This window comes from Haladaptatus halobius (assembly GCF_020618475.1).
Taxonomy (GTDB): Archaea; Halobacteriota; Halobacteria; order Halobacteriales; family Haladaptataceae; genus Haladaptatus; species Haladaptatus halobius.
This window is the reverse complement of sequence record NZ_CP085335.1, coordinates 715,007-728,849: the sequence shown is the minus strand read 5'-3', so window position 1 is coordinate 728,849 and position 13,843 is coordinate 715,007. Positions and strand designations below refer to the sequence as shown.

16 protein-coding genes are annotated in these 13,843 nt (G+C 61.7%); 7 read left to right on the top strand and 9 right to left on the bottom strand.

All coding sequences use genetic code 11. From position 1 onward, the window contains the following. Window positions 1-69: 69 nt before the first annotated feature. Window positions 70-513, top strand: coding sequence for an AAA family ATPase (locus LIW51_RS04120; RefSeq protein ID WP_227375955.1), 444 nt, complete (start codon window positions 70-72; stop codon window positions 511-513). Window positions 514-576: 63 nt separating this feature from the next. Here the strand turns inward: LIW51_RS04120 and LIW51_RS04115 are convergent, their stop codons facing one another. The 7 genes from LIW51_RS04115 to LIW51_RS04090 all read right to left on the bottom strand — a co-directional run bounded on the left by LIW51_RS04115 (window position 577) and on the right by LIW51_RS04090 (window position 5,556). Then, complete coding sequence (locus LIW51_RS04115) at window positions 577-1,443, bottom strand: NmrA/HSCARG family protein (protein WP_227375954.1); 867 nt, start codon at window positions 1,441-1,443, stop codon at window positions 577-579. A gap of 71 nt (window positions 1,444-1,514) precedes the next feature. Continuing rightward, a complete protein-coding gene (locus LIW51_RS04110) occupies window positions 1,515-2,105 on the bottom strand; it encodes a hypothetical protein (RefSeq protein WP_227375953.1) in 591 nt (196 codons plus the stop codon). A 125-nt stretch (window positions 2,106-2,230) separates the two neighbouring features. After that, window positions 2,231-2,488: a hypothetical protein gene (locus tag LIW51_RS04105; protein WP_227375952.1), complete on the bottom strand. Its 258-nt coding sequence runs from the start codon at window positions 2,486-2,488 to the stop codon at window positions 2,231-2,233. A 151-nt stretch (window positions 2,489-2,639) separates the two neighbouring features. After that, a complete protein-coding gene (locus LIW51_RS38400) occupies window positions 2,640-2,774 on the bottom strand; it encodes a hypothetical protein (protein WP_255767104.1) in 135 nt (44 codons plus the stop codon). Window positions 2,775-2,817: 43 nt separating this feature from the next. Next, window positions 2,818-4,041: an ornithine cyclodeaminase, nickel-pincer nucleotide-dependent gene (locus LIW51_RS04100; protein WP_227376737.1), complete on the bottom strand. Its 1,224-nt coding sequence runs from the start codon at window positions 4,039-4,041 to the stop codon at window positions 2,818-2,820. A gap of 125 nt (window positions 4,042-4,166) precedes the next feature. Continuing rightward, complete coding sequence (locus LIW51_RS04095; RefSeq protein ID WP_227376736.1) at window positions 4,167-5,333, bottom strand: glutathione-independent formaldehyde dehydrogenase; 1,167 nt, start codon at window positions 5,331-5,333, stop codon at window positions 4,167-4,169. A 31-nt stretch (window positions 5,334-5,364) separates the two neighbouring features. Then, window positions 5,365-5,556 (bottom strand): hypothetical protein, encoded by a 192-nt coding sequence (locus LIW51_RS04090; protein WP_227375951.1) that lies wholly within the window; start codon window positions 5,554-5,556, stop codon window positions 5,365-5,367. 75 nt (window positions 5,557-5,631) lie between these two features. Between LIW51_RS04090 and LIW51_RS04085 the strand changes: the two genes are divergently transcribed. Beyond that, window positions 5,632-7,281 (top strand): acetate--CoA ligase, encoded by a 1,650-nt coding sequence (locus LIW51_RS04085; RefSeq protein ID WP_368411754.1) that lies wholly within the window; start codon window positions 5,632-5,634, stop codon window positions 7,279-7,281. A gap of 28 nt (window positions 7,282-7,309) precedes the next feature. On the opposite strand, the gene LIW51_RS04080 is transcribed toward LIW51_RS04085, so the two are convergent. Further along, entirely contained in the window at window positions 7,310-8,386 is a 1,077-nt protein-coding gene (locus LIW51_RS04080; RefSeq protein ID WP_227375949.1) for a saccharopine dehydrogenase family protein, read from the bottom strand. Window positions 8,387-8,539: 153 nt separating this feature from the next. Here LIW51_RS04080 and LIW51_RS04075 point away from each other — a divergent pair, with 153 nt between their 5' ends. Beyond that, window positions 8,540-8,950 (top strand): hypothetical protein, encoded by a 411-nt coding sequence (locus LIW51_RS04075; protein ID WP_227375948.1) that lies wholly within the window; start codon window positions 8,540-8,542, stop codon window positions 8,948-8,950. 1,440 nt (window positions 8,951-10,390) lie between these two features. Next, window positions 10,391-10,867, top strand: a complete 477-nt coding sequence (locus LIW51_RS04070; protein WP_227375947.1) for a hypothetical protein — start codon at window positions 10,391-10,393, stop codon at window positions 10,865-10,867. Between the two features lie 239 nt (window positions 10,868-11,106). On the opposite strand, the gene LIW51_RS04065 is transcribed toward LIW51_RS04070, so the two are convergent. Next, window positions 11,107-11,748, bottom strand: coding sequence for a helix-turn-helix domain-containing protein (locus tag LIW51_RS04065; protein WP_227375946.1), 642 nt, complete (start codon window positions 11,746-11,748; stop codon window positions 11,107-11,109). Window positions 11,749-11,946: 198 nt separating this feature from the next. Between LIW51_RS04065 and LIW51_RS04060 the strand changes: the two genes are divergently transcribed. From LIW51_RS04060 to LIW51_RS04050, 3 genes are all read left to right on the top strand, one after another. Continuing rightward, on the top strand, window positions 11,947-12,660 hold the full coding sequence (locus LIW51_RS04060; RefSeq protein WP_227375945.1) for a class I SAM-dependent methyltransferase: 714 nt from the start codon (window positions 11,947-11,949) through the stop codon (window positions 12,658-12,660). A 177-nt stretch (window positions 12,661-12,837) separates the two neighbouring features. Further along, the gene (locus tag LIW51_RS04055) at window positions 12,838-13,308 is read left to right on the top strand and encodes an ATP-binding cassette domain-containing protein (protein ID WP_368411767.1); all 471 of its coding nucleotides are present in this window, start codon (window positions 12,838-12,840) and stop codon (window positions 13,306-13,308) included. Then, window positions 13,299-13,763 (top strand): nitroreductase/quinone reductase family protein, encoded by a 465-nt coding sequence (locus tag LIW51_RS04050; RefSeq protein WP_227375944.1) that lies wholly within the window; start codon window positions 13,299-13,301, stop codon window positions 13,761-13,763. The genes LIW51_RS04055 and LIW51_RS04050 overlap by 10 nt, the downstream gene beginning before the upstream one ends. The last annotated feature ends 80 nt before the right edge of the window (window positions 13,764-13,843 follow it).

Genomic DNA, 13,843 nt, shown 5'->3' with positions numbered 1-13,843 from the left:
CAGAGATAGCGGGCCGAACACCGCCCCGTCACTCGTAGGACGTTCCGGCACCGATACGGGAGACGACCCGTGATCGTAATCATCTGCGGCCCGGCGGGCGTCGGGAAGACGACGGTAGCGACGGAACTCCGCGAGCGACTTGCCGAGCGAGGGTGCTCGTTTCGGATGTTGCACTCGGATCAGTTCAGCCGAAACACGTACGACCGGATGTACGAGCGAGTCGAGAACTCCGACGACGATTGGCTCCTCGACGGGACGTTCTACAAGCGCGAGTGGCTACGGCGGTTCCGCGCGCTCGACGACGCGGTCGTGGTGTATCTCGAAGCGGATCTGGAGACGTGTCTGGAACGAAACCGGGAGCGCGACGACCCCATCGAGGAACGGGCGGTTCACATCATCTGGTACGAGTTCGAGGAACCGAACGCGGACGTGACGATAGACGCGACGCGAACGACGCCGGAGCGAGCGGTCGAGCGAATCCTCCGGGAGTTACGGCCCGTTCTGACGGACTGATACCCCGACCCGTCACAGCGGAGGGAAGCGCGTTTCTCGCTCGCCGCACGTCACCGCCGCTGTTCATCCCCAGCCGTGTTCGCGCAGATACGTTTCGAGCCGCGTCAAGTCGACGTCGTGCTCCTCCCTGAGAGCGTCGATGTCGGCTTCGTACCCGTGTTCGTTGAACCACTCGAACATCGTGGCGGACTCGTCGCCCATCTGCTCGCGAACGTCCTCGATGGAGAGATGTCGGGCCTCGACGTCGCGGCCGAGCACCTCCGAGAAGGCGTCCGCAGCGCTCTCCACCGTGTGTTCGTCGCTCGCCAGTTCGACCGCTTCGCCTCGGTATTGCTCGGGATTCTCGAACGCCCGCGCGACGAACGCGCCGACGTTATCCACGTCAACCATCTGGAGGGAGACGCCTTCGTCGAGCGCCAGCGCCAGCGTTCCATCTTCGATTGAGTCGCGCTGTCCCTCGAAATTCTGCATGAAGAAGACGGGGCGGACGACTGTCGCGGGGAGGTCGAGTTCCCGAATGCGCTCTTCGACTTCGTACTTGGAGTCGAAGTGCGGGATGCCGGTGTCGCGCTCGGCCCCGCCGACCGAACTGAACACGAAGTGTTCGACGCCGACGTCGGCGGCGACTTCCGCGAGGTTCGTTCCCTCCCTCACTTCCCCGTCGTATCCGGCTTCGTAGAAGTCGGTCACGCCGAAGACCGCGTCCACGTCCTCCACGACGGGTCTGAGCGTATCTTTCTCCTCCAAGTTCCCCTCGTCGACCGTGACGCCGCGGTCGGCCAACTGCCGGGCAGAGTCGCTCTCGGGATGTCGCGTCAGTCCGTGCACGTCGAAGTCCGCGTCGGAACCGAGCAGGTTGTCGACGACGGCACCGCCTTGCGTCCCCGTTGCACCGACGACGAGCACGCTGGTTGGAGTGGTTTGTGACATGGTACTGGATGGAGGCGTTCCATTCACTTAGGAGTGAGCCACGAGCGTTTTCCGTCTCGAAGCGCGCTCGGTCACTCGTGCCGCCGCCGGACGAGACCGGCTTCGACCCGGGCGAACGTCTCGCTTTTTCGGTCGTAGCGGTCGAGGTCGACGTCGTGGCGTTCCGCGGCGTCCCGAATTGTGTCGAGCGGGTCGGGGTCGCTCTTTTCCCACACGGGGCGCAGTTCGCGGAGGAAGATGTTCACCGTCACCGGCCCGACGCCGTAGAACGCGTCGAGTCGGTCTTCGAGGTCGTCCTCGTCCTCGGCGGCTTCGTGAAGTTCGTTCAATCTTCCGTCGTACTCGTCGAGGAGCGTTCGACAGTTACGGAGTATCTGTTCCGAGCGTTGGTTGTCGTACCGGACGTACCCGCCCTCCTGCATCACCGGGTCGACCAAGAAGTCGAAACCGGCGTCCACGATGTCCCCTGGGGTGAGGAGGTCGTGTCGCTCGAACGCTCGATACGTTCGCTTGGCGATGTCCTCCGAGATGCGTCCCCCGAAGAGGACGCTGGCGAGGAACCACTCGAACACCGCGTCGTCGTCGCCCGACGAGAGGTCGATGTCGAGTTCCTCGGAGTAGAGTTCGCTCGATTCGAGGTCGTCGATGTCCATGGCTATCATGCGGCTTCCACGTCCATAAACACTCAACGCCACCGCTCGATGCGACACGTTCGACGTCCTCGAACGCACGCTCTCGCGCTCGGCGAACCGTCCTCCGTCGCATCGTCGCGATACCGATGGCCGGTTCAGAGGTAACTACGGAACCCGCACACCGTGCATCGAAGCGTGTCGTTGGTTCGGACGATGACGCCGACCCCGCACTCGGCGCAGGTGCCTTCGTACGTTATCGTACCGGCCGGTACGGTTCGCACCGTGTTCTTCACCCGCTCTAGTTCGGCGATCTTGCGGTGCTGTTTGTCGATCTGACGCTGTAACCGAATCAGTTGCTCTCGTTCCTGTCGCCGTTCGTCCCGTCTCGCGGTTCTGCTCCCCCACGCTTTCATGGCTATTCCTCCTTGGGATGTAGGACTCCGGCGAGCATGAACCTCTCGCCGTCACCTGCCAGGGCGGGTCGCTCCCACGGGTCGTCCGCGATTCATCTGGTCCATCGATTCACGGTGAATCAAATCAGAAAGTATTCGTGTAGTACACAAGTCACGTCGGCAGTAGCCCGTCCGGTGCGTCCGGTCGCTGGCCGAGCGATTCCGCGACTCGGTGGTCGGCGAGCGCGGATACGGACAGTACGTGGTTCGCTACGAAGGAACGGACTACTGGGCCTACCTCACGCATCCGGAAGACGGCCGAGCGTAGGATGTCGTTTCCGGGTCGCCGACTACTCCGACAACACCTTCTCGGCGAGCGCGGGGACGAAGGTTCCTACGTCGGTGACCATTCCGATGGCCTGCGCGCTCCCGCGGTCGAGCAACTGCGTGACGGTCGCCGGATTGATATCGACGCAGACGACGCGCGTGGTCGACGGGAGGCAGTTGCCCACCGCGACCGAGTGCAGGAGCGTCGAGAGCATCAACACGAGGTCGGCCTCGTGGGCCTGCTCGCGGATGGCGTTCTGTGCCTCGACCGCGTCGGTGATGGTGTCCGGCAGCGGTCCGTCGTCGCGTATCGACCCCGCGAGCACGAAGGGCACGTCGTTCGTCACGCACTCGTACATCACGCCCTCCTCGATGCGACCGGCTTCGACCGCCTCGGCGATACCCCCGGCACGGATGACCTCGCTGATGGTGTAGATGTGGTGTTTGTGGCCTTTTCGGGGGTGTTCCAGCGTCTCGATGTCCATCCCGAGCGACGTGCCGTACTGCCCGTGTTCGATGTCGTGGACGGCGAAACCGTTGCCCGCGCTGAGCATGTCGACGTACCCCTCGCGGACGAGGCGCGCGAGGTCGTCGCCGGCGCCGGAGTGGATGAGCGCCGGGCCGACGACCGCGAGCACGTTCCCACCGTCTTCTTTCGTCTCGACAATGGTCTCGGCGATCTCTCGGATGAGCGACTCCGACGGACGCTCGCTCGACACGCCACCCTGCATGAATCCGAACGGGCCGCCCGACCCGCGCGGGCGCTCCGGCGGGTCGACGCGCACGCCGGCTTCGTCCGTGACGACGAGGTCTCCCTCCTCGATGGCGTTGAGCACCTTCGTCCTCGCCGTCCGCTCGTCGGGGTCGACGATCACCGCACAGTCCATCTCGATGTTCTCGACCGGGAGCCACTCCCCCTCGTAGCGCACCTGCGTCGGATGGTTCGTCGTCGAGTAGAAGCCGTCCGGAACCACTCTATCACCGGGGGCCGGTTTCAGCGTCGCGTCCGGCGGATTCGTGAGATGTGCCCCGTTCTGGTGGAGTTCGTGGAGGATGGAGCGGAGCGTCTCCTCGTCGTCCGCGGTGACCGTCATCCGGGCGTAGGACTCCTCGTCTTTGTGCTTGCCGACCCGGAACTCCTCGACCTCGAAATCGCCGTCGAGATCCATCACCACCCCGAAACACCGCTGCATCATGCCGGAGTCGATGATGTGCCCCTCCAGCTCGACCGTGCGAGCGTTCACCATGCGAATGTGGACGCACGTAACTGCCATCAGCGTTACGTCGGCGTCAACGAGCGACGCCGGGCGGGTGGCCGTCGGCACTCTCGTACTTGTTCGTCATCGTCGCCGCCGAAAACGGGAGCGTTCGCTCAGGGTTCGAGTAGCACCTTCGTGACGCCCTCCTCGCGTTCGTCGAACCGCTCGTACATCTCCGGTGCCTGTTGGAGGTCGACGCGGTGCGAGACGAGGAAACTCGGGTCGGCGCGTCCTTCGGTTATCAGGTCTCGAAGCCGACGGTTGTATCGCTTGACGTCGCACTGGCCCGTGCCGAACCGAAGGCCCTTCTCGAACAGCTTGCCGAAGTCGATGCCGAGTCGACCCTCCGCGGCCATCTCGTCCGGCGCACCGGGGTCGACCGGGAGGTACAATCCCGGAACACCAACCTGCCCGGTCGCGCGAACCGTTCGAATGAGTTGATTGAGTACCACCGCCGGGTTCTCCCGCGCCGGGTCGTACGCGCCGTCGGCTTCGTCTTCGTCGGTTCCGGGGTCGATGGCCTGATAGCCGACCGCATCGACGCCTTTGTCCACCCCGCCGCCGTGGGCGTCCTTGATCTGCTCGACCGGGTCGCTCTCCTCGAAGTTGATCGGCGTCGCGTCACAGTACTCTTCGACAAGTTCCAACCTGCTCTGCACCCTATCGACCACGTATATCTCCGCCGCGCCCTTGATCTTCGCGCTGTAGGCGGCCATCGTTCCGACCGGCCCCGCGCCGAAGATGGCGATGGATTCGCCGGGTTGGAGATCCGCCAACTCAGTTCCGTGCCACCCCGTCGGGAACACGTCTGCGAGGAGGATGAACGAGTCCTCGTGTTCGTCACCCTCCGGCAGCCTGAGGGCGTTGAAATCGGCGAACGGAACTCGGAGACGCTCGGCCTGCCCGCCTTTGTAGGGGCCCATTCCGACGTACCCGTACGCGCCACCGGCGGTTCCGGGGTTTACGGTGAGACAGAAGCCCGTGTAGCCGTTCTCGCAGTTCCGACAGAACCCGCAGGCGACGTTAAAGGGGAGGACGATGCGGTCGCCCTCTTCGAGCGTGGTCACGCCGTCTCCGACTTCGTCCACCGTACCCATGTTCTCGTGCCCGAAGACGATTCCTTCGTCCGCGACCGTTCGCCCCTCGTACATGTGGAGATCCGACCCACAGATAGCCGTCGTCGATATGTCGATGATGACGTCGTTCGGATGTTCGATTTTGGGTTCGTCGACCGATTCCACCGCTACGTCGTACGGTCCTTGGTAAACGACCGCGTTCATTGTCATAAGTTCCCACCCCGCAATCGGTTGGCTACGCCGGTGACAGATAAGGTGTTATTCGAATCGACATGATAGCTACGAGTTGAACGGAGGCGTCAGCCCGCTTCTTTCCCGCTCGTTCGTGTCGAATCCGATACCGCCTCGGCGTCCGGTCGGCGGAGACGACATCGCTCCGTGCGGCGAGCTCCCCGCCGTCGGCTCCTTCGGCCGGTCGGCGCTCCAACCCCTCGTCCGCTCGATAGGTAACCGGAGATGAACCGTTGGATAACGATTATACGCGCCGCCTCCGACTATGGGCGTGATGTCTGGTCACAATCTACACGATTACGACGACGAACGGGAGACGTTCGAGTGGGACGACATCTTCGACGAGGCCGACTGGGACTCGCCCGAACGATTGAACATCGCCCACGAGGTCTGTGACCGGCACGCGGAAAACCGCGAGAAGGTCGCACTCTACTACGCGGGCAAAGACGGCGAACGCGAGAAACTCACTTTCTGGGAACTCGCCGAGCGGTCGAATCGGTTCGCCAACGTTCTCGACGAGCTGATCGAATCGGGCGACCGGGTGTTCTCCTACATGCCGCGGATTCCCGAACACTACGTCGCCCTCGTCGGGACGCTCAAGGCGGGCGGCGTGTGGGGCGGCGTCAACGAACGGTTCGGCCCCGACGGCATCTCCTACCGACTCGACGACTGCGATGCGAAAGTGGTCGTCACGACGCCGGACAACCGAGACACCGTCTCGACGGCGCTCGACGACGCGCCGTCGGTCGAACACGTCATAGTCGTCAGCGATGACGGAACCGGGATTCGACGGGGAGACGTCAGCTATCGCGCCGCGCTGGCGGACGCGAGCCGCGAGTACGAGACGGCCGAAACGGGCGGCGAGGACGACGCGCTGTTGTACTACACGAGCGGGACGACGGGATTGGCGAAGGGCGTCCTCCACAAGCACCGGTGGGTCGCAGGCGTCGCCGCCACTCAGCGATTCGCGGTCGACCTCCAGCCCGGCGACTGCTACTGGTCGACGGGCGACCTCGGCTGGCTGACCGGCCCCATCAACACCCTCGGCGCGTGGTTCTGGGGCGCGAGCCTCTTCACCTACGAGGGCGAGTTCGACCCCGAAACCTGGGCCGGGCTGTTAGACGAGTTTCCCGTCTCGGTGCTGTTCAGCGTCCCGACCGCCTACCGGATGCTCCGGGAGAAGGAAGTCGTGCTGGAGGATATCGACCTCGACCTCCGCCACGCGCTGTCCATCGGCGAACCGCTCTCTGCGGGCGTGGTCGAGTGGGGCGAGGAGACGCTCGGCGTCACCATCCACGACACCTACGGGCAGACCGAGACCGGGAACATGATAATCAACAACTACCCGACGATGGAGGTTCGCCCGGGGAGCATGGGGAGACCGCTCCCCGGCGTGGAGGCCGCCGTCGTCGACCCGGAGACGGGTGAACCGCTGGAGCCGGGCGAGACGGGCGAAATCGCCCAACGTGGCGACTACCCCTGTTTCTTCGCCGAGTACTGGAACAAACCCGAGAAGACGGCGGAATGTTTCGTGAACGACTGGTATCTCTCGGGCGACCTCGGTCACGTGGACGAGGACGGCTACTTCTGGTTCGAGGGTCGCGCCGACGACGTCATCATCAGCTCCGGCTACCGCATCGGTCCCTTCGAGGTCGAGAGTTCGCTGGGCGAACACCCCGCCGTCGCGGAGGCCGCCGTGGTTCCGAAACCGCACGCGGAGCGCGGCACCATCGTCAAAGCCTACGTCGTTCCGAGCGAGGGGACGAACCCCACGCCCCAACTCGAAGAGGACATCAAACAACACGTCAAAGAGGAGCTGTCGGCGCACGAGTATCCCCGCGAGATAGAGTTCCGCGACGACCTCCCGAAGACCGTGACGGGGAAGATTCGCCGCACCGAGTTGCGCGACGAGACGAACTGAACTCCTTCCGACCCTCTTCGGCAGACGGTTACGACGTGACGGTCGTTTTTTCCTCTACGTCCTCGCGCTCGACGCCCTCGAAATCGAGGACGAAGTCCGGGCCGAACGCCGACGCCGGCGTCTGAAATCCCGGTTCGACCTCCCCCGCGAGCGTGCGTCGGGCGGCCTCGACCGCGGTCTGGGCGGTCAGCTCGTACGTGTCGGGCGTTCGGAGGCGGGCGGAGACGTGGCGACCGTCGTCGTTCTCGACGCGACCCCAGATTCGGGTCACGCTCTGCGCTCGCTGCTCCGCGGTCGGCCCGGAGACCACGGCGTCGGCCACTCGCTTCGCCGCTCGTTGCACCGGCTTCGCGCCGAACAGCGGGCTGAGCACGCGCGTTCTCCGCATCGCCGTCACGGCGTACTCCGGCACCGTGGCGTACACCTCGATGTTCGGGATGCCGGTCGTGTAGTATCCCGTCGAAACGTCGCCCCACGGGATGGTCACGGCGGTCTTCGCTCCCCGCCCGAAATCTACCCGGCGCGTCTTCCACGCCGCCGGAACCGTCCGAATCTCGCCGTCCGCCCGAACAGCGCCCGGTCTGGCGAGCCCTTCGATGATGGATTTCACGGTGCCGGGCGAGAACGTCCCGAGGCCGTCTATCGCCAGCACGAGGCGGGTCGCGCTCGGCAACCGCCTTTCGAGGTGTCCGGCCAGACAGTCCGTCGGGACGGTGTCGAACCCCATCGAGGGAAGGAGGCTCACGTCGGCCTGCTCGGCGTCCCGGTCGCGTTCCGCAACGGTTTCGAGGGCGTCGATCTCCCCGTTGATGTCGAGGTAGTCCGTACCGGCCCGCAGACACGCCGAAATGAGTGGGTCTGCGGTATTCGAAAACGGTCCGGCGCAGTTCAATACCGCGGAGGCGTCCTCGACGTGCTTCTCGACGACCTCCGGGTGCGCCAGACTGAACACCCGGTGGTCACAGCCGAGTTCCATCGCCTGCTCCTCGACTCGTTCGGCGTCTCTCCCGGCGAGCGTCGGCGATAGCCCTTCGTTGACCGCGTTTCGCGCGACCAGTGCTCCCGTGTACCCGTACGACCCGTAGATGAGCAGTTCGTCCTCCATGGTGTTCGGTTGCGCATCGACGGACAAAACTGGCGGGGCCGTCGCCGCGGTCTCCCGCCGGTAACTTGATGGGCGTATCGGCCGTTGGTCGTTGGCAATCGACTCGGCGGTGCTCGGCCGGCCGGCCGACGAACCCGCCGAGTTCCACCACCCATGACTTCGAACCGACGACCCATCTACATCGGCACCGACCCCGAAGACGCCGCGTGCGACCGGCACGGAGAGATGGAGCGGCGAGCGCCCATCGTCACCTTCGACGGGCACGTCCACGCCCTCGCGGACGGCGTGTCCGTCTACAACTGTCCCGAGTGCTGTCTCGAACTCGCCCGGGAAAGCGGCGGGCCGACGGAGACGGAACAGGCCGCCTTCGAAGCGTGTTGGCGGCAACTGGTGGATACGCGCTGGCGGAGCGGTCTCCGGCGACTGTTCGTCGACCTCGGGCGCGGCGGGGTGGACGACAAGACGATTCACATCCGCGAGCGGATGGACGACGACGAGATTCCCGATTACCTCCGCGAGGCCGACGACTGGGAGGTGAAGACGCTGGGGGACGCCGAATTCTAGTGACGACGGTCACGGTAGCGGTCGCTGTCACTCTGCTACTAGATGAGGAAATCGTATCACTGATAGATAGAGAGCGTGTATTTTGCAGCCTTCTAAGGATGAATACCCGCTATTCAAGTTAAATATAACAAATAGTTTAGTAGAGTATATTGACAAGAAGACCATGCGCCGCCGTCACTTCCTCACGTTACTTGGTGCCGCAACCAGCGGGGGGTGTCTCTCACTCGGGAGGTCGTCTGCTCCTCCAGTACTCGGCAAGATCTCCATTCACAACCATGCGTACGAACCATACACCGTTCACGTTCTTGTCGAGTGTAATGGCCAGCCCATTTACTGGGCAGACCATGAAGCGACGGCTAGTAACGATAGTGGCCCTGGGGGAGCAGTTTTGCTGTGTGCGTGGGATGGTAAGGCGGGCAAATTACATTTTGCGCGCACGCCTGGACGCCCGGACGAAGTAGCAATCTATTAACCTGGCCGACTTCAACGGCGACATTCTTGGACTTATACTGCGAATCGGCGATGTGAACACTAAGTGACACGACACTCCAGACCTTACGATTTGGCACACCAGTAACCCGAGTGAACGTTGTGAAATGGCTACTACGACCACTGAACCCTCGATGCAGTGATTCCGGATGTTGTCGCACCACGGACTCACCTTCATTGAAATCGGTCATTCAGTCCGCACCGCGAACTTCGCATAGGTTGAGCTGAGGGTACGGGAGCCTATTTCTGCTCACGCTTTTAGGCGAAAGGAAATCGGCTTCATGCCGAATATAGAGCTTCCATTCTATAATCCCCGCTCATTTGCAGAGTCAGTCATGTGTCTGTTGGATGCGTCAAATACTTCTTTGTGTTATTGCAGTAATTATCGGCGTTCTCCATGATATTACGTCACAATGAATCACTCCCGTCGTGTGTTTCTCGTCTCCGCCTCAACGGTTCTCACGGCCGCGATAGCCGGGTGTACCAGCGGTTTCGGTTCAATCGACCAAGACAGTAGTCCTCAACGAAGTTCCGAATCAGATGGAAACCCAATTCTGGCTGCTCGGTTACAGATGACAGCAGTAGATAACAGAGACATCGGTGGACGGCATACCCTATCTATGAGGGAGAATTCAGAGAAGGGTTGACGCGTCATCAAGCGAGCCGTACAAAACGGGTCGACGATGGTCGACGACCAATCACCGCCGATCTGGAAAGGCAGTGGACCATGGGTGTGCGACGGCAGTGTGTACCGACTCTCGTATAAGGTACGAAACGAACGCCCGACGACTCGCTACTTCTGGGATTTCACTCCTGTGCAACAGGCTGACCAGGATGACATCGTGCATTTCGACGAACTTCCGCGTCTCGATCGCGAGAAGTTTCGGTTAGTTGGCCTTGGAGACAACGCTGTGGGGGTCCGACACACCACTTGATGTTGGGATGACATTCGTGTACGCAAATACTGACCGAAATCAATCGGCACTCGTACCGACTCCCGATCGCTCGGTTATTGAATGGAAGTCTGGCTCACGTGCGGAGTTCTCGATCACCGGCTCGAACTCCAAAGACGTGACGCTCAAAACGTACCGTTACACGGCTCATCAACTTGCACCGACCGTCGAAGCGTATGGAAAGCAGCTCCACAACCAATACACGTTCGAACTCTCAGGGCTCTCCGATGCTGAGCGCGAACTCGTAAACAAAGCCATCGGGAGATACGGATTTACCGTCGAACGAGGTGGATCACCTCCCGATGCGTTCTGGTCCCTGATCGATAGATTCCAGCAGTACGAGGCGGTCACTGATGGATACGAGGGTGTGACTGGGGACTATCTCACCACATACGATGTGCAAGTCTATTGGATTGAATTGATAAACGGGAACGACTTTGGGAGGCAAAAAACGACCACGACGACAGAGCAGTAGAATGATAGGCTCACTTCGGTCTCAATGAGGCTACTGAACGGTAGTTGATGGCTGCATAATTCGCACCACGAGTTGTACATTAGAAGTCAGCTAGGTGGGTTCGTCATGCAGAGCTACCTGCGAAATATAGATTGTCGAGATAGATTCGATACTGGTCGTGCATGACCGATCTACCTGCCTGTTTCAGTCACATCGAGGCGTACGAGTTGAGACGACCGTTTCGTTGAACAATGTCGGTGTCAAACGAGTTCCATGATGACCTTCGTTTCGATTTTCCGCAGGTGCTCACCTATCGTCCCCGCAGAGATATTCGCTCGATCTGCAAGGTCGCTGAGGGTCGCACGCCGCGGCATCTCGTAATAGCCCTCATTGACCGCTAGTTCCAACAGTTCTTGCTGGCGATCCGTCAGCAGCGACGCGAGCTGGCGCATATCCGGGTGATACTCGCCGATCCCTTCGAGCGTAATCTGAATCTCGTCGGGGATTTGCGTGATTGCCTCTCGGATCTTCTTGTCCTCTCCAATCATGGTTACTCGAAGCCCACCCTGATCGGTGTATTCCATCGGCCAGTCCACAACGATCTCATACCGTCGGAATATACTGAGGAGGTCGGTCATGAGGGCATTTGCTCGAAAATGGAGGTAGACAAGCCCTTCCGATGCCTCAGACCGCTCGACTGATAGCACCTCTGGGTTCGCCTCTAGGACTTCCGTTCCCTGTTCGAGGTCACCACGGAGTTGATACAGTCCTACGCCAGTTCCGTCATCCAAGAGGTTGATGTACTGAATCGCTTCACCTTTCACTGCTGAATCGGTAGCGCACTCACCGTTAGGACAGCGTTCATCGTCGATCTGAGGAATGACGAACGTAATATATCTCACGCTATCGATCCGTTCTTTGTGTCCGTAGTGCCCGGGACGACTGTATCCGGCCGCTCTGTCTAGTAACGAGTTGATTGGGCTGCGTCTGTCGCGAGCGGTGGCGCATCAAAGGAAGAGTATGTAACATGCATATTTAAACCTGCCTCAGGTGTGAGGCGCTATTCGCATGCATAGGTGGATCGTCCATATCACCAACTCATGCCGAGCAGAAAAGCTGAAAGAGGCAACACGAACCGGACGGAAACGAAACCACCAACTCCTGATCAGCCGATCGTCGCCGCGCTCTCTGAGCGCTTTGACCTTGCTGATCATCGGCGGTATCTTGCACGCGATCTCGAAGGAGTGATACTGGATCTCGGCGCGGGGAGAGGTGCAATGGTCCCGTACCTGCGAACAGCAGTCCAGCGTGAGCCAACACTCCACCTGCATGCAATCGAACCGGATCCCAACAGGCGGAGGCAGGCGAAGCGAACAGCCAGCGCGCACGATCTGGACATGCATCTGCGATCAGGACGGACTGAATCCCTGCCCTATGCGGACGATACGTTCGACGTGGTCATCGCCTCCGCGGTGTTCTGTACGGTACAGGACCCTCCTCGGGCCCTCAAGGAAGTCCACCGCGTCGTGAAGCAGGATGGCGAATTCCGCTTTCTCGAACACGTTCGGTCGGACGGTCTGCGTGGCTACGTTCAGGACGCGATGACACCACTCTGGAAACGGGTCGACAACGGTTGCCATCTCAACCGTCGAACGGACGACTGGATTGCAGCGGGTCCCTTCGCTCTCGACGAGATCGAAACGCTGAGTATCGGTGTTAGCCCGTTCAGACCCTTCGTGCGCGGAACTGCCACGCCAGTGAGCCATACCGAGACTAATAGCCGAATCGACAGGAGGGAGTATGTCTCTTCGTAAATACGATTCTCTGCCGATCGAGGCACCACGCCGTGCCTTCGCGGTTGCGTTACATCCGAGAACAATTGGTCACTGTCCCTACGTGATGGAGAAGCAAGGTACCGATAAGGGATACAACGACGCTCCAAATGAAGCCGCTTCACGACCGGTTCTGAATGAAACGGAGGGAGTGTGATCTTGTTTATCGAAACGACCGATACACAGGAGGTTTCCTCGACTGCGATCACAGCGAGGAACGTCGAACTCACGTACTCGGACGGTACCCGAGCGGTTCGCGGTATCGACCTCGAAACCCCCAAGGATGAATTCTTCGGGTTTTTAGGGTCGAACGGGGCAGGCAAGACAACCGCTATCAAGACGTTCGTGACGCTGTTACGTCCTACTGCTAGGTCGGAGACGGTCAACGGGTTCGATGTCGTCGGCAAAGCGGGCGCTGTCCGCTCGTCCATCGGCTATATGGCCCAAGAGACGAGCGTGGACGAGGAACTCCTGGCCGGTTTCTTGGAGGAGGAGGCACGCGCGCTCGCGGCCATGTTGGGACGGATGCAAGAGAACCTCCGCGGTGCCGGTCGAGTCGGCGACTGGACCGCCAGGGACCGCGCACGGGACTGCCTGCCCCCGGGGAAAGGAGACAAACAATGGAACTGAGGAAGTGGTTGTACCGCGGCGGACGCCCCAATCGGATCGCGCGCCTCGCCGACCGGTTCACCGCCGCGCTCTCCGCGCGCGGGGTCGGCCCGGACTACCTCGTCACCCTGGAGGTGCCGGGCCGGAAGTCCGGCCGGACCGTGAGCCTGCCGCTCGTCGTGGCAGACGTGGGGGGCGAGCGCTACCTCGTATCCATGCTCGGGGAGGGCGCCAACTGGGTGCGCAACGTCAGGGCGGTCGAGGGAGAGGCCGTCCTGCGCCACGGCCGCCGGGAGGAGGTGCGCCTGGAGGAAGTGGCGCCGGAACGGCGCGCGCCCGTTCTGAAGGCCTACCTGGGGCGGGCGCCGAACGCCAGGGTGCACATCCCCGTGAACAAGGACGCGCCGCTCGAAGAGTTCGAGGAGGTGGCGGGCCGGTACCCCGTGTTCCGGATCGCGCCGAGGACCAAGGCGTGAAAGCACCCGCCAAGGTCGGCCGCTAGAGGGCGTCCAGGCAAGGGAACAGCGCCCTTGCAGCGCCACGGTTGATCTTGACC